Source organism: Gordonia sp. SL306 (genome assembly GCF_026625785.1).
GTDB lineage: Bacteria > Actinomycetota > Actinomycetes > Mycobacteriales > Mycobacteriaceae > Gordonia.
In genome coordinates this window covers 2,663,463-2,682,843 of the sequence record NZ_CP113063.1, presented here as the reverse complement: position 1 = coordinate 2,682,843, position 19,381 = coordinate 2,663,463, and the positions used below count along the sequence as shown (strand labels likewise).

General features: G+C 65.0%; 18 protein-coding genes. 9 read left to right on the top strand and 9 right to left on the bottom strand.

All coding sequences use genetic code 11. The annotated features are described in order from the left end of the window. The first annotated feature begins 1 nt into the window (after position 1). Genes OVA31_RS12250 through OVA31_RS12230 form a run of 5 tightly spaced genes read left to right on the top strand, consistent with a single transcriptional unit; the run spans position 2 to position 5,362 of the window. Positions 2-1,258: a 3-isopropylmalate dehydratase large subunit gene (locus OVA31_RS12250; protein ID WP_267626932.1), complete on the top strand. Its 1,257-nt coding sequence runs from the start codon at positions 2-4 to the stop codon at positions 1,256-1,258. Further along, entirely contained in the window at positions 1,255-1,791 is a 537-nt protein-coding gene (locus OVA31_RS12245; RefSeq protein ID WP_267626931.1) for a 3-isopropylmalate dehydratase, read from the top strand. The genes OVA31_RS12250 and OVA31_RS12245 overlap by 4 nt, the downstream gene beginning before the upstream one ends. Continuing rightward, on the top strand, positions 1,788-3,134 hold the full coding sequence (locus tag OVA31_RS12240) for an MFS transporter (RefSeq protein ID WP_267631336.1): 1,347 nt from the start codon (positions 1,788-1,790) through the stop codon (positions 3,132-3,134). Before OVA31_RS12245 ends, OVA31_RS12240 begins: the two co-directional genes overlap by 4 nt. A gap of 58 nt (positions 3,135-3,192) precedes the next feature. Continuing rightward, positions 3,193-4,869 (top strand): class I adenylate-forming enzyme family protein, encoded by a 1,677-nt coding sequence (locus OVA31_RS12235; RefSeq protein ID WP_267631335.1) that lies wholly within the window; start codon positions 3,193-3,195, stop codon positions 4,867-4,869. 55 nt (positions 4,870-4,924) lie between these two features. Continuing rightward, entirely contained in the window at positions 4,925-5,362 is a 438-nt protein-coding gene (locus tag OVA31_RS12230) for a HEAT repeat domain-containing protein (RefSeq protein ID WP_267631334.1), read from the top strand. A gap of 19 nt (positions 5,363-5,381) precedes the next feature. Here the strand turns inward: OVA31_RS12230 and OVA31_RS12225 are convergent, their stop codons facing one another. The 3 genes from OVA31_RS12225 to OVA31_RS12215 all read right to left on the bottom strand — a co-directional run bounded on the left by OVA31_RS12225 (position 5,382) and on the right by OVA31_RS12215 (position 8,450). Beyond that, positions 5,382-6,455, bottom strand: coding sequence for a quercetin 2,3-dioxygenase (locus OVA31_RS12225; protein WP_267631333.1), 1,074 nt, complete (start codon positions 6,453-6,455; stop codon positions 5,382-5,384). Beyond that, positions 6,452-7,432, bottom strand: a complete 981-nt coding sequence (locus OVA31_RS12220; protein WP_267631332.1) for an alpha/beta hydrolase — start codon at positions 7,430-7,432, stop codon at positions 6,452-6,454. Before OVA31_RS12220 ends, OVA31_RS12225 begins: the two co-directional genes overlap by 4 nt. Before the next feature lie 109 nt (positions 7,433-7,541). Then, positions 7,542-8,450 (bottom strand): LysR family transcriptional regulator, encoded by a 909-nt coding sequence (locus OVA31_RS12215; RefSeq protein ID WP_267631331.1) that lies wholly within the window; start codon positions 8,448-8,450, stop codon positions 7,542-7,544. A 143-nt stretch (positions 8,451-8,593) separates the two neighbouring features. Between OVA31_RS12215 and OVA31_RS12210 the strand changes: the two genes are divergently transcribed. After that, a complete protein-coding gene (locus OVA31_RS12210) occupies positions 8,594-9,367 on the top strand; it encodes a class I SAM-dependent methyltransferase (RefSeq protein WP_267631330.1) in 774 nt (257 codons plus the stop codon). Between the two features lie 16 nt (positions 9,368-9,383). Here OVA31_RS12210 and OVA31_RS12205 read toward each other — a convergent pair whose 3' ends face one another. The 6 genes from OVA31_RS12205 to OVA31_RS12180 all read right to left on the bottom strand — a co-directional run bounded on the left by OVA31_RS12205 (position 9,384) and on the right by OVA31_RS12180 (position 16,592). After that, the gene (locus tag OVA31_RS12205; RefSeq protein WP_267631329.1) at positions 9,384-10,700 is read right to left on the bottom strand and encodes a DUF1254 domain-containing protein; all 1,317 of its coding nucleotides are present in this window, start codon (positions 10,698-10,700) and stop codon (positions 9,384-9,386) included. Positions 10,701-10,721: 21 nt separating this feature from the next. Further along, entirely contained in the window at positions 10,722-12,281 is a 1,560-nt protein-coding gene (locus tag OVA31_RS12200; protein ID WP_267631328.1) for a class I adenylate-forming enzyme family protein, read from the bottom strand. A gap of 66 nt (positions 12,282-12,347) precedes the next feature. After that, the gene (locus OVA31_RS12195; RefSeq protein WP_267631327.1) at positions 12,348-13,286 is read right to left on the bottom strand and encodes a ketopantoate reductase family protein; all 939 of its coding nucleotides are present in this window, start codon (positions 13,284-13,286) and stop codon (positions 12,348-12,350) included. A gap of 4 nt (positions 13,287-13,290) precedes the next feature. Continuing rightward, a complete protein-coding gene (locus OVA31_RS12190; RefSeq protein WP_267631326.1) occupies positions 13,291-14,457 on the bottom strand; it encodes an enolase C-terminal domain-like protein in 1,167 nt (388 codons plus the stop codon). A 7-nt stretch (positions 14,458-14,464) separates the two neighbouring features. Next, positions 14,465-16,012 (bottom strand): AMP-binding protein, encoded by a 1,548-nt coding sequence (locus tag OVA31_RS12185; protein ID WP_267631325.1) that lies wholly within the window; start codon positions 16,010-16,012, stop codon positions 14,465-14,467. 16 nt (positions 16,013-16,028) lie between these two features. Next, positions 16,029-16,592, bottom strand: coding sequence for a VOC family protein (locus OVA31_RS12180; protein WP_267631324.1), 564 nt, complete (start codon positions 16,590-16,592; stop codon positions 16,029-16,031). 86 nt (positions 16,593-16,678) lie between these two features. Between OVA31_RS12180 and OVA31_RS12175 the strand changes: the two genes are divergently transcribed. The 3 genes from OVA31_RS12175 to OVA31_RS12165 all read left to right on the top strand — a co-directional run bounded on the left by OVA31_RS12175 (position 16,679) and on the right by OVA31_RS12165 (position 19,368). Then, a complete protein-coding gene (locus OVA31_RS12175; protein WP_267631323.1) occupies positions 16,679-17,320 on the top strand; it encodes a TetR/AcrR family transcriptional regulator in 642 nt (213 codons plus the stop codon). 78 nt (positions 17,321-17,398) lie between these two features. Further along, a complete protein-coding gene (locus OVA31_RS12170) occupies positions 17,399-18,508 on the top strand; it encodes an alpha/beta hydrolase (protein WP_267631322.1) in 1,110 nt (369 codons plus the stop codon). A 68-nt stretch (positions 18,509-18,576) separates the two neighbouring features. Further along, positions 18,577-19,368: an SHOCT domain-containing protein gene (locus OVA31_RS12165; RefSeq protein ID WP_267631321.1), complete on the top strand. Its 792-nt coding sequence runs from the start codon at positions 18,577-18,579 to the stop codon at positions 19,366-19,368. The last annotated feature ends 13 nt before the right edge of the window (positions 19,369-19,381 follow it).

The following is a 19,381-nucleotide window of genomic DNA, read 5'->3' as shown; positions in this document are numbered from 1 at the left end:
CATGGGCCAGACGATGACCGAGAAGATCCTCGGACGCACCACAGATCAGAAGTCAGCCCGCGCCGGCGACAATTGCGCGGTGCGTCCCGCGCGAATGCTCGCGTACGACTTCCCCGGATACACCGACGTCATGTTCCGCCAGATGCGCGATGATTTCGGCATCACGGAACTGGCCGATCCGGATCGCTACATCGTGTTCATCGACCACATGTTGACGAAGAACAACGACAAAGAGGCCGAGGTTCACCAGGTCACCCGCGACTGGTGCGAGTTCTACGGCATCGAGTTACACGAGGGACGTGGTATCGGCCACCAGCTGACAGCCGAACTCGGACTGGCGATTCCGGGTGATTTCCTGGTGCACTTCGACGGGCACATCAGCGGGGTCGGAGCGTTCGGCGCCCTCGGATGGGGAATCCGCCGTGACCTCATCGAGGCCTGGGTCACCGGGCAGTTGTTCGTCGACATTCCGGCGACGACGCGATTCGATCTGATCGGCGAGTTCCCGCCCGGCGTGGACAGCCGCGACCTCGTCCACTCGATCATCGAGATGGTCGGCGCCGACGGGTGCGCCCACCAGGTGATGGAGTTCGGTGGGCCGGGGGCGAGATCGATGAAGGTCGACCACCGGCAGGGGCTATGCGGCATGGCGATGTTCACCGGGGCGGTGTCGGCGATCTTCGAACCCGACGAGACCTCTTTGGCGTATGCGAAAAGCGTTGCGCGACGTGATTTCGACCCCGTCTATCCCGATTCCGACGCCTCCTACGCGGCACGGCACACGATCGACCTCGCCACGCTGACACCTCGAGTCGTCGAACCTGGCTCCGCACGGGTCGCGAACACCAAGACGGCGAAGGAACTCGCGGGCACGCCGATCACGAAGGCTTTCATCGGCTCGTGTGCAAGCGGTCGGATCGAGGACTTGCGTGCCGCCGCAATGGTTCTCGATGGACAAACCGTGGCACCTGGGGTCGAACTGAATGTTGTTCCGACGTCACAGCGAGTCTATGAGCAGGCCGAGAAGGAAGGCATCCTGGACGTACTCAGGGCCTCGGGCGCGAACATCGCGGTTTCCAGCTGCGACTTCTGCTTCGGTTATCAGAAGCCACTGCAGCCCGGAGAGAACTGCATCTCGACCGGCGTGCTGAACATTTCCGGACGCATGGGGAGCTCTGATGCCAACATCTACATGGGCTCACCGTTCACCGTCGCAGCCAGCGCGCTGCGTGGCTCGATACAGGAGTCCGTTCAATGAGTGCTTACCCACCGCCCCCCGACATCATCGAGGGAAAGGTCGCCTGGATCTTCGGCGACGACTTCGACATCGACCTCGTGGTCGGCGTCTCGAACATCAAGTCGTACGACCCCGATCATCTCCGGTCGGTGTGCATGACAGCCTACGATCCCACGTTCGCCGATCGCGTTCGGCAAGGTGACATCATCGTCGGTGGCCGCAACTTCGGATACGGGCATCCCCACTACCCGCCGATGGTCGCGCTCCGCAATGCCGGCATCGCGGCCATCGTCGCCGAGTCGTTCTCCCCCGGCTTCTGGCGCGGTGAGACGTTCAACGGGATGCCACTCATCACGATCCCCGGTGTATCGACCGCCGTGGCGATCGACGATGCGGTGACGCTGGATTGGCGCGCCGCCACGTTGCGTACATCGGGCGCCGAATTGGTCGGGACGCCGCCGAATGCCCGAACCGTCCAGGTCATCGAGGCCGGCGGCTCGTACGAACTCCTCCTCGCCGAACACTCCCGCGAATATCAAGGACAGATGCAATGACCAACGTAGAGCAACCCATTCGCACCCACGGGGGTGCCGGCAAGCCTGCCGGTGGGATGTCGCCACAGAGATCGAAGACGATGGCCCGGCGTGCTGCCATTGCCGGCGGCGTCGGCACACTCATCGAGTACTACGACTTCGCGGTGTACGGATTCCTCGCCGTCACCATCGCGCCGCTGTTCTTCCCCTCGGAATCTTCCGGTGCATCGATCCTGGCCACCCTCGCCGTCTTCGGTGTCGCCTACGTCGCACGCCCTCTCGGCGGCATCTTCTTCGGGCGGCTCGGAGACCGGCGCGGACGTCGGTCGGCCCTGGTCATCACCGTTGTCTGCATGGGCGTGGCGTGTGGCATCCTCGGCCTGCTTCCCACGCACTCCTCCGTCGGTGTGATCGCGCCGATACTGCTGGTGATCGTGCGACTCGCACAGGGGTTCTCGGCGGGCGGCGAGGTCGGTGGCGCGGCCACCTACATCGCCGAATCCGCACCGCCGAACCGCCGCGGATTCTTCGGTTCGTTCACACCGATCGGGTCGACTCTGGGCTTTGCCGTCGCCGCCTCGGTCGTCGGCATCGTCGCCTTCCTCACCACCGACGAGCAGATGGACGCATGGGGATGGCGCATCCCGTTCCTGCTCGCACTGCCCCTCGCACTGATCTGCCTCCGTGTGCGGTTGAAGTTGGAGGACACCCCCGAATTCGAGGAGATGGCCGACAAGGAGGAAGTCACCAAGAGTCCGCTTCTCGACGTCATCAGGAAGAACCCGATCTCCGTACTCCAGGTTGTGGGCGTGGCGATCGCGATGAACGGCTCGGGCTACATCGGATTGACGTACTTCAGTGTCTATCTCATCAACGATCTCGGCTTCTCGAAGGATGCTGTCTACTGGACATCGGCGATCAGCATTGCCCTGGCGTGCGCCACGTTCCCTCTCAGCGGGATGCTGACGGACAGGTTCGGGCGCAAACCCGTTCTGGCAGGGGGCTATATCGCCTATCTCGTGATAGCGGTGCCTGCGTTCATGATCCTGGGCGCCACGGCGAGCGTCATCGTCGTCGGATTGGTGTACTTCGTGTACATGGTCCTCAACGGTGTCGTCCAAGTACCGGCGTTTCCGTTGTTCACCGAACTGTTTCCGCGCACGGTCCGATACACCGGAGTGTCATTGGGATTCAACATCGGAACCATCGCCGCAGGCGGGACCGCGCCCTACGTGGCTGCTCAGCTGGTCGAATCCACCGGAAGCGGTATGTCCCCGGCCTATTGGGTGATCGGCGTGTGCATCATCGGACTCCTGACGGTTCTGACGATCCGCGAGACCGGCAAGACCGCGCTCCCGACGTGACCCCGGACGACCGAAGTCTGAGGCACCGGCAGACCTGCCAGGCAACCTGGAGAAAAAGATGAGCAGTGACATGACACCGGACCATGAGCCGCCGTGGTTCGCTCTCTACCCGAAGGGACTGTCTCCCGATCTCGAGCCACGTTTCGCCACTCTCACCGAGGCGTGGGAGTGGCGTGTGGACGAGGAGCCCGACGCGGCGGCTCTGATGTATTTCGATGCGGTCCTCAGTGTCCGAGAGACCGACACGCTCGCCGATGCACTGGCCGCCGTGTTGTCCGAACGCGGAGTGGGCCACGGCGACCGGGTAGGCATCCACCTGCAGAACATCCCCCAGTACGCGCTCGTCCTGATCGCGCTCTGGAAACTGGGTGGGGTCGCATTGTTGCTCAATCCCATGTACCGGGGCCGCGAGCTCACCACCCTGCTCGCCGACGCCGAGCCCGTCGGGATCATCACCACCGACCGCGACGTCGAGGCCGTGCACCAGAGCGCCGTCGGGACGTCGGTTCGGTGGGTGCTGGGTACGGCCGAGTCGGATGTTCAATCACGCAACGATCCACGGGTTTTCCGGCCGGGGATGACCGATACCGCGCGCGCCGACAACGACTTGATGACGTTGATCGGAGAGCGGATCGGAAGCCGCCCACCGACGGTCGCAGTGAGCGGCGACGATCTGGCGTTCCTCGCCTACACGTCCGGCACCACCGGACCGCCGAAGGGCGCGATGAACTCGCACGCCAATGTGCTCGCGGTGACGACGAGTTTTGCCGGAATCGCCGGGATCAGCCCGGGTGACGTCGTATTCGCACTCGCACCCCTGTTCCACATCACCGGAGCGGTCATCATCGGTTCGCTGGCGTTGTCCGAGCAGACCGCGCTGGTGTTCACCGGGCGCTTCCAGGTCGACACCGCGCTCGACGCATTCCGCGAACACTCGGTGACCTACACCATCGGCTCCATCACCGCCTTCAACGCCATGATGAACTCCGAGTACGCCACCGCCGACCATTTCGCCACCGTCAAAGCACTTTTCAGCGGTGGCGCCCCCGTTCCGCCCAGTACGGTCACCAGGTTCCACGAGCGTTTCGGGCCATACATCCACAACGCATACGGGATGACGGAGACATCGTCGGGAGTCATCGCGGTGCCCCCCGGAACCAGCGCTCCTGTCGATGAGACCAGTGGAACGCTGTCGATCGGCGTCCCGCTCCCTGGCGTCGAGGTCCAGATCGTCGACACCGACGGCCGTCCCCTGCCGCCCGGCGCACAGGGCGAACTCGTCCTCGTCGGGCCGCAGGTGATTCGCGGATACTGGCGCAACGCGGAAGCTTCGGAGGCGACCATGCCCGCGGGTCGGCTCCACACCGGAGACAGCGCGATCTCTGATGCGCAGGGCTGGATCTACCTTGTCGATCGCATCAAGGACCAGATCAACGTGTCGGGTTACAAGGTGTGGCCGCGCGAGGTGGAGGACGTCCTCTACGAGCATCCCGCGGTACTCGAGGCGGCCGTTGTCGGGATCCCAGACGAGTATCAGGGCGAATCCGTCGCCGCGTACGTGTCCCTCAAGGACGGACAGACCGCCGATGTCGACGAGCTCGTGGCTTTCGCACGCACTCGACTTGCGCCTTACAAGAGACCCCGAGCTGTGCAGATCATAGGGGAGCTGCCGAAGACGCAATCCGGCAAGATCCGACGGCGGGCGCTGCGCGACAAGGAGTTCACCCCGACCTGACGTCGATCTACGTCGACACGGACATGTTTCAGGTTCGATGCCCGACACTGGATCCGTGCCGCAACGCATCTGGAAGCTGACCCCTCGCCAGAGCATCGAACGCGAATGCCGACTCCGGGGCCGGGAACGATTTGTCGAAGGCTGCGCCAGGATGCTCGACGGCGACGATTCCGACCCCGGCCTCATCGTCGCGCTCGGCGGGCCGCCCGGGGCGAGCTTGATCGACAAAGGGATACCTGATGATCAGCGCTATTGGCTCCGTGTCTGGGCCGGGCGCGGCCTGTTCTGGGTCTGGGATGACCGGGCGCTGCCCGTCGTGATCGACGCCGCCGACGACGAGCATTGGCGGGTTCGTGAATGGGTCGCGAAGATCGCCGGAAAACACGGGCTCGTCTCTGCGACGCCGACACTGCACCTGCTCACCCGGGACCCGACACCCCGGGTCCACACCGCGGCGCAACGTGCGTTGACGGCCCTCGACGACACCCCCTGATCGTCGGGACCGATGTTGTTCACAGATCTGTTGCGCGGGTCCGTTCCGGTGGCGGACCGACGAATTCGAGGTCGAGATCAGCGGCCGCGGCGCCGAGTTTCGCCATCATGTCGCCGGGGTTGATCAACCCCTCGGTATGCACCACGTCGTCGGTGTCCTCACCGGTCACGTCGAAGAATTTCTCGAAGACGTCCGAGGTGAGCATGCCGAGCATCTTGGTGTTGTGCGCGTCGAATGCGAAGCTGTGGATGGTCCCGGCCGGTGCATGCAGGTAGTCGCCGGCGGTCAGCAACGTCTCGACACCGTTGGCGTACAACCAGACTCGACCGGCCAACACAAAGAAGTTCTCGGTGTGCTGCCGGTGGAAGTGCTGCGGGATGTACGGGAGTTTGCCTCCCAGCGTCAGTACCGAGAAGTACCGGCCGCCAGTGGTGCGGCCACGCGCACCGTAGGCGTTGATGGAGTCGGGCCACGCACGACGGTCGCCGGTGTGCGCGCGGAGAAAGTATCCTTCGACGCCGTCGGGTAGGACCTCGTCCCATGCGTCACTCGCCGAGACGAGAGGCAGATCGTGCAGCGATGCGGCAGACGGTGCGAACAGTTGCTCCGGAGATTGACGTACACCGGCCGTTCCATCAGCCGAATACACCCGGGACGCGACCTCTCCTCCCGAGTTCGCCAATGCGTCAAGCGCTCCGCCGGGAGCGGACCAGAACAGGAGCTTGGTCATGTGGCCGAGCATCCGATACGCGACGGGAACACCGGGTGGCACGTGGACGGAGTCTCCCGGCGTGAGGATGCGGCTCTCACCCGGCAGCCAGAACTGGGCGCAGCCGTCGAACACGTAATAGGAGCGCTGATGGCCGGACAGGCTGTGGAATCCGGCTCCCGCACCGCGCGGGCCGAGAATGAAAGCGGCATCGAACAATCCGCCGGTGTCGGCAGCGCGGGCGATGACCGTCCACAGTTGATTGTCGACCTCGTACCGCAGCCCCTCCCCGTCGGCGAGCCGGTAGGGCACGGCCTCGCCGGGAAGGGCATCGATCACCGGGGCAAGGCGGTGGATGGCGCTGAGGTCTGCTGGGGAGGTCATCGGTTGTCTCCTGAGGTGGTGGTGATCAGGTCGGTGCTGACGCCGAGGTGGCGGGTGAAGAAATCACCGATGTCGTCGAACCCGAAGCGGGTGCGCTCATCCGTGCGTTCCTCCCCCCGGGCCGACAGGTGGCGGGCCGGCGCAGGTCCTTCGGAATCGAGCCGCCCATTGTCCATGACGGGCGGCGATGGGACGTCAGACCTGTTGGGGGGATTGAGGAATCCATGCTGATAGCCATCGATCAGGTACAGGTCGACCTCGACTCCCGCCTCGGCCAGTGCGTCGTACAAGAGCAGGCTGTGCCGATGATGGACCAGCACGTCACCCGTGCCATGGGAGATCTGGAACGGCGGGGCGTCGGAGGTGACGAAGTACCGCGGGCTGGCATCCCGCGCGGCGACGGGAAGGTCGGCCGGATCGCCGCCGATCAGTCGGCCCTCAGGCGTGTCGGCCGCCGACGTGACTCCCGGCAACGGCACACCCGGCGCGACATCACCATCGACCAGAGTCGACGGCCCGTACGATTCGGCGACGGCCTGCACAGCTGCATCCCCGTCTGCGGCGTCCTCCCCGGGTAGCTCCGAGACTGCCGAGAGCAGGCCTGCCAGTGCGGCGAGGTGCCCACCGGCCGATGCTCCCCAGACACCGATCCGGGCAGGGTCGAGTCCGAGTTCCCTTGCATTCATGCGGAGATGACGAATGGCAGCACGCACGTCATGGAGCTGGGCCGGGAACAAGGCATCGCCGGACAACCGGTAGTCGATACTCGCCATGGCGAACCCGCACGCGCAGAAGTGGTCGCTCAGATCCGGGCACAGTGTCCGGTCGCCGGTGAACCAACCGCCACCATGGACGAACACAATGAGCGGGGCGGGTGCGGACTGCGCCGGTGTGACCAGATCGAGGTGTAGCTCGCCGGAGGCACGCTGTGCGTAGATCACGTCGCGTCGGTGGGCGGACTCAGAAGTGGGACTCACGCCGTCCAGTCTGTGAGCAGAGCCCGATCGGAGTCCACATGGAAATGTCACACAATCATTCGGGGCAGCCTCATGATGGATGCGACCAGCGCCCTCGCGGGCTGCGCTGTCACTCTGCCGCAGGCGCCGGCGGTCCATCCCGGTGCGCGGCGACCTCCACGGCGAGTCGTGCGAACGCGTCGACCAGTTCGTCGGCCCTGGACGCCTGATAGCACAGGAATGTCGTCACCCGCGGGAGGTCGGCGACGGGTATGTAGCGCAGCCCGGGCCGGGCATACGTCTGGGCGGCGCCGGAGCCGCAGATGTTCACCCCGACGCCCGCGGCGCACAGTTGCAGGACCTCGTCGAAATGCGCGGCGAGCGGGAGGATCTTGGGGCGCTTGCCTCCCGGCCGCGGATCGACGAACCACTCCTGGGTCCCGCCGAGTTCGCGGATTCCGATGAAGGTCTCGTCGTCGGTCTCGGCCAGACTCAGTGACTCGCGGTCCGCGAATCGATGCCCCTCGTGAACCACCAGGACCCGATCTTCCGACCACAGCGGCATCACCACCAGCCCGTCGACCTCGGGGATCTGCGGACTGAACATCAGCGCGACGTCGACCTGCCCTTCCTGCACCGCAGGGAGGGACTCGGTCAGTCCGAGGCTGCGAATCTGCCATTCGACGTCCGGGTACCGCTCGACGACGGTTGCGAGCAATGCATTGCTGAGCTCACTCGCTGCCGCGATGCCGATCCGAAAGGTCCGTCGTGGTTCGCGCCCCCTGTCGATCCACCCGACGACATCGTCCATCGCAGCCACCGCGGCGCGGGCCATCGGCAGCAGTTCAGCCCCTCGCGCGGTGAGCGCGACGTGCCGGGAGGTCCGCTCGAACAGCGGCTCGCCCACCCGTCTCTCGAGTTGCTGGATCTGTTGACTCAGCGATGGCGGCGAGATGTGCAGCCGCTCGGCAGCGCGAGTGAAGTGAAGCTCGTCGGCAACTGCGAGAAAGTACCGCAGGTGCGCGGCGGTGAGATCCACGATGACCTCCTACCTGGGCGGACACCGAACAGTGTGGCACATCGGCCGTCCGATGACGGCTGCCGTCCACCTCGCGAATCCCACGATTCGGGCGCCGCGATTGGTGCAGAGTGGTTGTCACACGCACTCGTCGAGGAGCAGCCATGGTCAACTGGGACGGCGATCGTTATGCGGATGTCAGCGCTCTGCAGCGCATGGTGGCCGAGGCATCGATCGGCGGTCTCGACCTCGCGGGCGACGAGAGGCTCCTCGACGTGGGCTGCGGTGACGGGTTCATCACGATGCAGCTGGCCGACCGGCTGCCTGCGGGATCGGTGGTCGGCGTCGACGCATCGCGACGGATGATCGACAAGGCCCGCACTCGTGTGCCACCCGACGAGCTCCGTGTCCAGTTCCACGTCGACGACGTCCTGGCACTGCCGTTCGAGCGCGACTTCGACATCGCGGTCTCCTTCAACATGCTGCACTGGATTCACGATCAGCCCGCGGCGTTGACGCAGATCGCGCACAGCCTGGACGACGGCGGACGGGCAGTGATCCAGATCGTCTGCGCCACCGAGCGTCGCAGCATCGAAGACGTGGCGATGGACGTGGCCGCCCTGCCACGCTGGCAGCAGTACTTCACCGACTTCGATCCGCCCTATCTGCACGTCACACCGGATCGGTTTCGCGAGTCCGCCACGTCGGCGGGGTTCGCCGTCTCCGACATCGAGATCAGCGACCTGCGTTGGCAATTCGAGTCAGTCGATGCCTTCACCCAGTGGTTCACCGTCGGCGCCACCGATTGGACCGGCCGCCTACCCGACGACTCGGTGAAACACTTCGCCGGCGAGGTCATCGAGCAATATCAGGAATCGATCGGCGAGACGGCGGTGTTCCTGTTCGGTCAGATGCGGGTGGGGTTGGAGCTGGGCTGACGGCGCCGACCGCGGCTCAGTCGACCCGCGTGATGGCCGGCACCTCGTAGTCACCACGCAGAACCGCAGGGTCGGGTTCGTACATCCGGAGCACTGGGCGGAACTCACCGCTGGGGGCCGGCAGCCAGTTCGCGGTGTCGGCGGGGGCCACGTTGCTGATCACGATCGTCAAGGAACCATCAGCACCGTAAGTCAGACCCGGGGTCCGGTCGCCGATCGAGTATCGATCGATCGGGTTGTCGACGAGGTAAAAGTCGGGAAGGTCGTACATGGTCAACGACCAGAATGCTCCGACCGGCGGCGTGGGATTCAAAGTTATTGTGTACTTGCGGCTTCCCAGCAGCTGGTCACCTCGATCGTCGACGTAGGTCATGATGTACGCGGCCTCGTAGGGATGATTGCCCCACAGTCCTCCTTTGGCAGCGGCCGCCCGCTCGATGATCCGGAGCTTCGGGTCGGCGATCTTGAACTGCGGATCGTCGAGCGCACCCACCTCGAAGTAGTCGAGGTTGTAGTCGAACGCATGAAAGGTCAGCTTCCACCCGTTGACCTGAGGACTCGACCCGGACGTCAATGCTTTCTGCAGATTCCGCTCGCCGGTCTTGCGACCCGCCACGAGTTCCGCGGCGAAGTCCGGGCGCGCGTCGGCATACGGCGATGTCTCACCGGGGTCAGCGATCCCGACCTCACCCAGGCCCCGCTCGATCACGGCGTCGCGCGGTGCGGGCGGGTAGGCCTGCGACCAGAGCCGGAGTTTTTCGAAGAACAACAGTTCGTCGGGGACTCCGGCAGACAGCGTGGGCAGACCCGCGGCGTCGGCATCACCGTCCACCGGAGTCAGCGTGGTGACATCTTGGAGCGCATGAACCATCGACAGGTCATCGCCCCCCGTGCAGGCCCATCGGCCGACGATGGACGCGACCGTGGTCGGGAAATGAATCAGGGTCTCATCGGCCTCCGCGGTTCCGTCGTATCCCGGGGGAACCAGTAGGAAATTCCCCTCCTTGGTGCCGGTTGCACGGTGGCCGACATAGGCAAAGTTGTTCGTCCACGCGTCGACGAATTGGAGGACGTAGTAGCGGCCGTCGGTGTCGGGCACATGCAGTCGCACGGGCCCGACCGAAAGGTCGACCTGGGCCATCGAGTACAGCGTGTCGTTGTTGATCGTGACGAAGGTGTCCGCGGGGCCCGCGAGGGTTCGGGCGTGACTGAAGGTGTTGAACGGCCGCGCCGGATTGGCCCCCACGCCTTCGGTCACATACCGGGTGACCTGATCCAGATTGAACACCAATGGGAATCCGTAGATATAGGCTTCCGCGGCAACATCTGCCACCAAATGATCCGCCACTGTGCATCACCCATGCTCTCCGTGCTGACCCCGCCCCGCGACTATCCTGCCATATCGGGCACGCTCCCGAAGCGGCCCTTTCACCACCTTTCCGACTCCATTGCGGGGCAGGGTATCCACGAAGTACACGTCCTTCGGACACTTGAAACCGGCAAGGTTCTGCCGGCAATGCGCAAGCAGATCGTCCGCCGTCGCCTGCGTCCCATCGGATACGGCGACCACGAACGCAACCGGTACCTCGCCCCAACGAGGATCGTCGCATCCCACCACCGCCACCTCGCGCACCGCGGGATGTCCGGCCATCACTCGCTCGATCTCGGCGGGGTAGACATTCTCGCCGCCGCTGATGATCATGTCCTTCGTGCGTCCGACGATGCTGAGATAGCCATCGGAGTCCACCGATCCCAGGTCGCCGCTGCGATACCAGCCATCCGACGTCCACGACGCCGCTGTCGCCTCCGGGTCACCCCAGTAGCCGCGAACCAGACTCTCCCCACGGATCTGCAGCTCGCCGGGTTCGCCTGGGGCCGCGGGTGTTCCGTCGGCGGTCCTGATCCGCACCTCCCAGCCCTGTGTGATCCGACCTGCGGTGGCCAGTGTGGCGCTGTCCGCCCGGTGATCCTCGGGGCGGAGCACGGTGAGAAATCCCTGTAGTTCGGTACTGCCGTAGATCTGACGGAACCGTCGACAGATCGTGGCCTGCGCCCGGATCAGGAGATCGGGGGTGATCGGTGCTGCACCGTACTGGACCTCGATGAGACTCGACATGTCGGCTCCCCGCCTGCGACCCTCGAGTGCATCGACGAGGATCTCGAGCACGGCCGGCGCCGCAGTGAAGAAATTGATCTGCTGGTCCGCGACCGCGTCGATGACCCGATCGACATCGAACTCTCGATGAACTGTGAGGCTCCCGCCCGTGAGGAAGCACTGCATCGCCTGGGCGAAGCCGGCGAGGTGGAACAGCGGCATCATCGCCAGGTGGCATCGTCCGGGACGTTGATCTCCGATCTCGATTGCGAACCCGGCAAGACTTCGGATGAGAGACCCGTGATCCAACGGAATGACCTTGGGATTACCTGTCGTTCCGCTGCTGTGCATGAGCACCGCGGTCTCTGCCGCCGCCAGCCGTTCGACAGGCCGGGAGCCCGGATCTCCGACGAGGTCGGTGACGGGAACCCATCCGCCCTCACGGTTTCCGTCGACGACGGTCAGCATGTCGCCTATCGTCACCAGCTCGGTGGAGACCGGGTCGGCAAACACCGCCCGCGGACGGCAGACGTCGAGGATCCGGGCGAGCTCGGGTGCCGGCATCCGCCAGTTGAGCAGCAGCGGGATCGCACCGAGACGCATCAGTGCCAGCACGTTCGACACATACTCCACGCTGTTGTGCGCGATCACCCCGACAATGTCACCCGAGCGAACTCCGAGCGTCAGCCACCCGCCGGCACGCTCCTCGATTCGTGCGTGGAGTTCGCCGTAGCTCAGACACTGCCGATCGTCTCGCACCGCCACGATGTCGGCGTCACAGGTGGCGCGCCATTCGATCACATGTAGCCAGGTGTGCACAGGGTCTCCTTCAGATACCGCGATGACGACGAGCGTGCCGAAGTCCGGGCACCATCGGCGTCGATCTCATCCGTTGTGCCAAGCGAGCTCTCGCGTCCGGACCAGTCTCGTGAGCGTCTCGTTCACCGGCGCCTCGAGCCCCACCCTGGCCGCCTGCACCGGGATCGCACCGTTGATGAAACCGATCTCGCTCACCCTGCCGGATTCGACGTCCAGAAGTGCCGACGGTTTCGCTGCGGGCATCGCGGCGCCGAAGTCCTGGACGTGGGCCACCGGGTCGTCCACCGTGATGGCGATTCCGAGCGCCCGGGCGACCTCCCAGGCCTCGCGCGCGGCGGACCGGCTGACCGGTCCACATTCCGGATGCGTCATCACTTCGCCGACGGTCAGGCCGGTCAATGCGCACGGCGCACTGTAAGCCACGTTGCAGATGAGCTTCTCCCACTGCATCGCCACGATGTCCGGCACGGATTCGGTCGCGAAACCCGCTGCCCGCCAGGCATCTACCACGGGATCAAGCCGCTCACGGGGCAGTTCGGCGTACGCACCCAGTCGCACGGCCTTCATCGCGTTGTGATGGACCTGCCCCGGCGCGGGGCGTGATGCGCCGAAACCACTGGCGATTCCGACCGCCAGGCGATCGGCACCGACGACATCCGCGACCTCGTCGGCGGACCCGAGCCCGTTCTGGATCGTGACGACGACGGTACGCGGTCCGAGCGCCCCCACCACGGTTCTCGCGGCGCCACCGACGTCGGCCGCCTTGACCGCGAGGACCACCATGTCGACCGGACCGACGTCCAGGGTTGTCGATGCAGACCTCACTCCTACCGTGTCCTCGCCGTCGGGTCCGGACACAGTCAGTCCCGATCGCGCAATGGCGGCCATGTGCTCGGCCGAGCGATCCAGCATGTGGACATCGTGACCACCGGCCGCCAGCCGCGCGGCATAGACCGATCCCATCGCGCCGCATCCGACAACCAGAATGGAGAGTTTCTCTGTCACTGCGTCATCCCACCAATCTCGTGATCAGCCCGGCCAGTTCGGTCTTCGCCTCGAGGCCGAAGCCCGGATATTCAGCCGGGGTGACGGTCCCGTCCTCGATCGCGCAACCGTTGCTGTATCCGCCGAAAGGCTGGAACACACCCGGATACGCCTCACACCCACCGAGTCCCAATCCGCCGACGATGTGCAGGTTGATCAGGTGACCACCGTGTGGAACGGCATGCGCGCGACCGACGCCCGCCGATTCCATCAGGTCCAGCATCGCCCGGTACTCGGTCAACCCGTAGCTCAGTCCGGCATCCATCTGCAGGATGTCGCAGTTCGGTCGGATACCGCCGAATCGCAGGAGATTTGCCACATCCTGCCGGGAGAAGAGATTCTCACCGGTGGCGAGCACACCGTCGTACGTGGCGGTCAGGTCGGCAGTTGCCCCGTAGTCGAGCGGGTCGACCGGTTCTTCGAACCACCGTAATTGGTAGGGCTCCAGTGCCTTTGCGTACGTCAACGCCATCTCACGACCGAATCGGCCATTGGCGTCCACCGCCACCGCGCCACCCGATCCGACGATCGACACCACCTCGTCGACTCGCCTCAGGTCGTCGTCGAGCGACAGCCCACCGACCTTGATCTTGACCGCCCGGTACCCGCTCTCCAGGTAGCCAGAGATCTCCTCGCGCAGCTGTGCGATGTCGTCGCCGGGCCGGTAGTAGCCGCCGGCCGCGTACACCGGGGCCGCCCGCCTGGTGGGTGTCCGTCCGTCTGCGCGCGCGATGGTGGCATATGCGGGCTCGTCGGCGAGTTTGCCGAGCAGATCCCAGCAGGCCAGTTCGATTGCCGCCGCAGCGCAGGCGCGATCGCCGTGGCCACCGGGCTTCTCATCGACCAGCGCGCTCCGCAGCACGCGTTCGGGATCGAGAATCCCGGTGTCGGGGTCGAGCAGTTCATCCGGGGGTGCGTCGAGCACCCGCGGAATCATCCGGTCACGGAGAAGCCCGCTTTGCGCAAACCGGCCGATCGAGTTGAAGGCCACCCCGTATACCGGCACGCCGTGCCGCATCACGTCGGTGATGACGGCGACGAGCGAGACGGTGTGGCGGTTGAAGCTGACGACGGCGTTGGCGACCGAGCCCTCCAGGGGCACCGCTACCTCGCGGATCTCGACGATGCGCATCTCGTCCTCACGCGATCGATCGGCTGTGCTGTGACCAATAGACCTTACGCAGTTCGCGTTTGAGGATCTTCCCGCTCGGGTTGCGGGGTAGTTCATCACTCAGGTCGATCGAGGTCGGGCATTTGTAGTGCGCAAGTCGATCCCGACAGAACAACGTCAGCTCTCCCGGATCCAACGGCTCCCGTGCGACGACGACGGCTTTCACGGTTTCGCCCCACTTCTCGTCCGGCACCCCGATCACCGCCGCCTCCAGCACCTGCGGATGTTCGAGCAAGACATTCTCGACCTCGATCGGATAGATGTTCTCGCCACCGGACACGATCATGTCCTTGATGCGGTCGCAGAGAAAGAGGTACCCGTCCTCGTCCAGGTAGCCGGCGTCACCTGTACGGAACCAGCCGTCCGGGGTGAGCACCTTGACGAGTTCATCGGGCCGATTGCGGTACCCGTTCATGATGAGGGTACTGCGCGTCCGCACCTCGCCGGTCACACCGGGCGGGCATACCGCGCCGTCGATCGGATCGGCGACGACGAGTTCGACCCCCGACACCGCCCGACCCGCCGCCGCCAGTCGCGCGCCGCCGGCACGATGATCCTCGGGCGTGAGAAATGTTATGGGACCGCAGGTTTCGGTCATCCCATAGCTCTGCACCAGATCACATCCGAAGATCGCCATCGCATCGCGGGCCGTGGCGGGTGCCATCGGCGAGCCCCCGTAGATCAGGGTCCGGAGGTTCGGATACTCCCTGCCCTGCGCGTCCGGGTGCGAGATCAGCATGTGAACGACGGCCGGCACTGTCAGAGCATGGTCCACTCCGCCACCGGCGAGCACGTCGAGGACCGTCGACGGCTTGATGTCGGTGGTGTAGAGCGCTTCCGCACCGATACCGAGGCAGTAGAAGAGCCAGCCCGTTCCCGAGACATGGAACAGCGGAGCCGGAATCATCACCGTGTCACCCGGTTTGATGTCCCAGGGCGCAGACGATGCGATGTTGGCCGCGATGGCGCGATTCGGGAGTTCGACTCCCTTCGCCCGGCCCGAGGTTCCTGACGTGTACACGATCATCGCGACGTCATCGGATTCAGGCGCCATCTCGGGTTCGGATGCTCGCAGCCCGTCGACCCAGGTGTCGTAGGCGATCGGGGCAGCCTCTCCGACGATCACCCGCGTCACACCATCACCCGGATCATTCTGTCCGAGGAGCGGCAGGAATTCCGGTTCGACGACAATCACGGAAGGTGCGGCGTCGGCCACGGTCTCGGACATCTCTCGACGGCTCAGCCGCCAGTTGAGTGGTACCCCGGCGGCGCGGACACACGATGCGGCGACCAGCACCTCACCCCACACCACCGCATCCTTGCCGAGGAACCCGACCGTATCACCGGATCCGATGCCGAGATCATCGAGGCCGCAGCCAATCCGAGAGCTACGCCGAAACCACGACCCGAAGGTGTGCGACCGGCCGTCGACGACGCCGATCGCGGGCTGCTCGGCCGCCACATCGGCCCAGTACCGGAGCATGGCGCCGAGCGACCGAAGGTGATGCGTATCCATGGTGGCCTACCCCGGGTCAGGCGTTGATCTGGCGACGACGCTCCGCCGCGGTCCGTGGCGCATGCTCGACGTCGTGTGGGCCGAAAGTCCGCAGCCAGCAGGCGAACTCCAGGAGGATTCCGTCAGGGTCCTGGAAATAGAACGACCGCACATAGACGCCGTCGTGCATCTCGGTGGCGATCTGGCTGGGGCTGTCGTCGTGGTTGACGATCGGCCCCACCCGGACACCCGCCGTCTTGAGCGAACGACGATATTCCTCGAACCGGTCGGCAGGCACGTCGAACGCAATGTGGTTCAGCGAGCTCACCGCACTGATCCACTCGCCGAATCCCGGCTTCTCCTCGGGAGCGGAGATGCCCGGCACTCCGTCCTGGGCATCGACGAACCAGAAGAACGCCAGCGAATTGCCGTTGCCGGCATCGAAGAAGAAGTGCTGGCCCATTCCGCCCGGCAACTCCACCGTCTTGACCAGTTCGAAACCGAGCACATTGCTGTAGAAGTCGACCGTGCGCTGCATGTCGGAGCACACCAGCGCGACGTGGTTGAAACCGCGGACGTCGAATCTCGGATTGTCTGTCATGTCGTTTCTCCTCCGTGGACAGGAAACGAATGTAACATCAGATTCGTATCCTGTGAATAGGCCGCACTCGACTCCCGGAGCACCCGATGGACCAGAATGAAGCCGTGGCACCACAGCAGACCCGGCCGACCAAGCGCGGCCGCGAGACCCTCGAGGCAATCCACACGGCTGCCCGCAAGGTGATCGCGGAGAAAGGCTTCCTGAAGACGACGGTCGCCGACATCGTCGGCGAGGCCGGAAAGTCGCCGGCGTCCTTCTACAACTACTACGACTCGAAAGACGCGCTGCTCGAACACTGGGCACGCGAGTTCCAGCAAGAGGCCCGCAACCGAGTCGAGCAGGCGATCCACGACTCCCACCCTGATCAGTACGAGCAGATCGTCGCGTCGGTCCGGGCCCACTGGGAGACCTACCGCGACCGACTCGCCGAGATGGTGGGCGTCTTCCAGCTCGCGATGGTCAACGACGAGTTCGCGCGCGTGTGGGACTCCCTGTGTGGAGAACTGATCACGGTGATCGCCCGGGCAATCGGACGTGCACAGACCGACGGCTACTGCCCGGGCGTCGATGCGGAGCTCACCGCGCGCGCGATCGTGTCGATGTTGAACATGTTCTGTTACGACAGCCTCGCGAACGGCCGCGCAGCGGATGTCGACGACGAACGGTGCATCAGCACTCTCGCCGACGCCTGGTACCACGCCGTCTACTGGAAACCCGAGTCCGCGTGAGATCCGGGTCTCGACGCTCACCGTCGAACCGGCTAGGATACGAATCTGACATCAGATTCGTATCCTAGGAGAGTTGCCGTGCCCATCGAGCAAACGTTTGTCGGTCTCGAATCCCCAACCGTCGGTCGCGCAGGCGCGGGCGGACATCCGTGCCAGGGCCTGTATCACACTCCGTCACAACGCAAGCCGCGTATTGCCGTGATGGCGACGCATTATCAGATCGATTTCTCCGAGCATTACCTCGCCGAGTATCTGGCGCGGCGAGGCTACGGGTTCCTGGGCTGGAACACCCGGTTCCGGGGAGATGAAGCACATTTCCTGCTCGACCATGCCCTGGTCGAGATCGGTGTCGGTGTGCGCTGGTTGCGCGAAGAGGCAGGCGTGGACACCGTTGTGCTGCTGGGTAACTCGGGTGGCGGATCGCTGATGGCGGCCTATCAGTCGCAGGCGTCGCAGCCATCCATCACAGCTGTCGCGGGCTCACGACTCGCCCGCGGCGTCGAGGATCTCCCCGCCGCCGACGGGTACATCTCGAGCGCGGCCCACCTCGGCCGGCCGGACGTGCTGACCGCATGGATGGATGGTTCCGTCGTCGACGAGAACGATCCCCTGGCGACCGATCCCACGCTCGACCTGTTCAATCCGGACAACGGGCCGTCGTATTCGACCGAGTTCGTCGAGCGATACCGCGAGGCGCAGTCCGCGCGTAACCACAAGATCACCCGATGGGTCAAGGACGAACTCGCACGACTGGCAGCGGCGGGATACCACGACCGCCCCTTCTCGGTGGCCCGGACCTGGGCCGACCCACGCATGGTGGATCCGACCCTGGAACCGACGAAGCGGGAGCCGAACCGGTGTTATGCCGGAACACCGGAGCGCGCCAACAAATCCGTGTTCGGGATCGCCTCGGCCACCACGTTGCGGACGTGGCTGTCGCTGTGGAGTCTCGAGGATTCGCACACCCGCGCCCACACCCACCTGCCGCGGATCACGGTGCCCTCCCTGGTGGTGAACGCCGATCGCGACACCGGAGTGTTCCCCAGTGACGCCGTCGCGATCCGCGATGGCCTGGGCGCAACGGACAAGACGTTCCACGAGTTCGACACCGACCACTACTTCCAGGGGAACAACGGCCGCGACGACGTCGCCGATCTCATCGACGCGTGGATCGCCCAGCGGTTCTGATCGCGGCGGACGACATTCCCGCAGGTTGGGTACGCTCGTGACCGACACCTGACAACGAAAGACACACCATGAATGCATCGGTCACCCCCGAAGCCGAGAGCGCCATCGCCGACATCGCGCAACGTCACGGGCTCTCCCGCGAGGCGGTGCTGGCCATGTTGCTCGCGGTGAACAACGGCGGCGGCACGATGGCCCAGTTCTCCATCCCCGAACTCGGCGGCTCCGGACAATGGATGCGCGGCGGCATGACGATGGTCGGCAACATGTTCGACAACGCGCTCAAGGCTCGCGTCGATGCGCTGTGTGGCGATCTGTCGCAGCTGCTGGCCACCACGACCGTGTTCCCGACCACCTCCGCGTCCCCGCAGGGCCAGTTCACCGCGAACAACTGGTGGCCGGGTGATCTCGGCATCCCGAGCTCGTCCGGCGGGCAGAACGACGCCCGCTACGCGATCTTCCCCAGCACCAGGCGACTCGCGATCCAAGTCAACGGTGTCACAAGGGTTTTCGATACGGGCGAGCATCACATCGGCGGTGTCCAACAGCAGCAGGGCGGCAGCACCTACGGATCGGTGACCTTCACGAGCCAGTTGGGCACCTTCGATGTGTCGGGCCTGCCAGAGCTGGGGAGCCGGCAGGTGGCCGAAACGCCCGTTGCCGCGCCTGCCCCGCAGGACCTGCGCGATCAGGCACCGCCGCAGTCCGCACCGCCGCAGTCCGAACCGGTCATGGCGGCCCCATCCGACGACGCCGCCGCGATCATCTCGGCGATCGAATCACTGGCAGGACTGCATCAGCGCGGAATTCTGTCCGATGAGGAGTTCGCGACGAAGAAGGCAGAGTTGTTGTCGCGGCTCTGAACGCAGTCGGCCC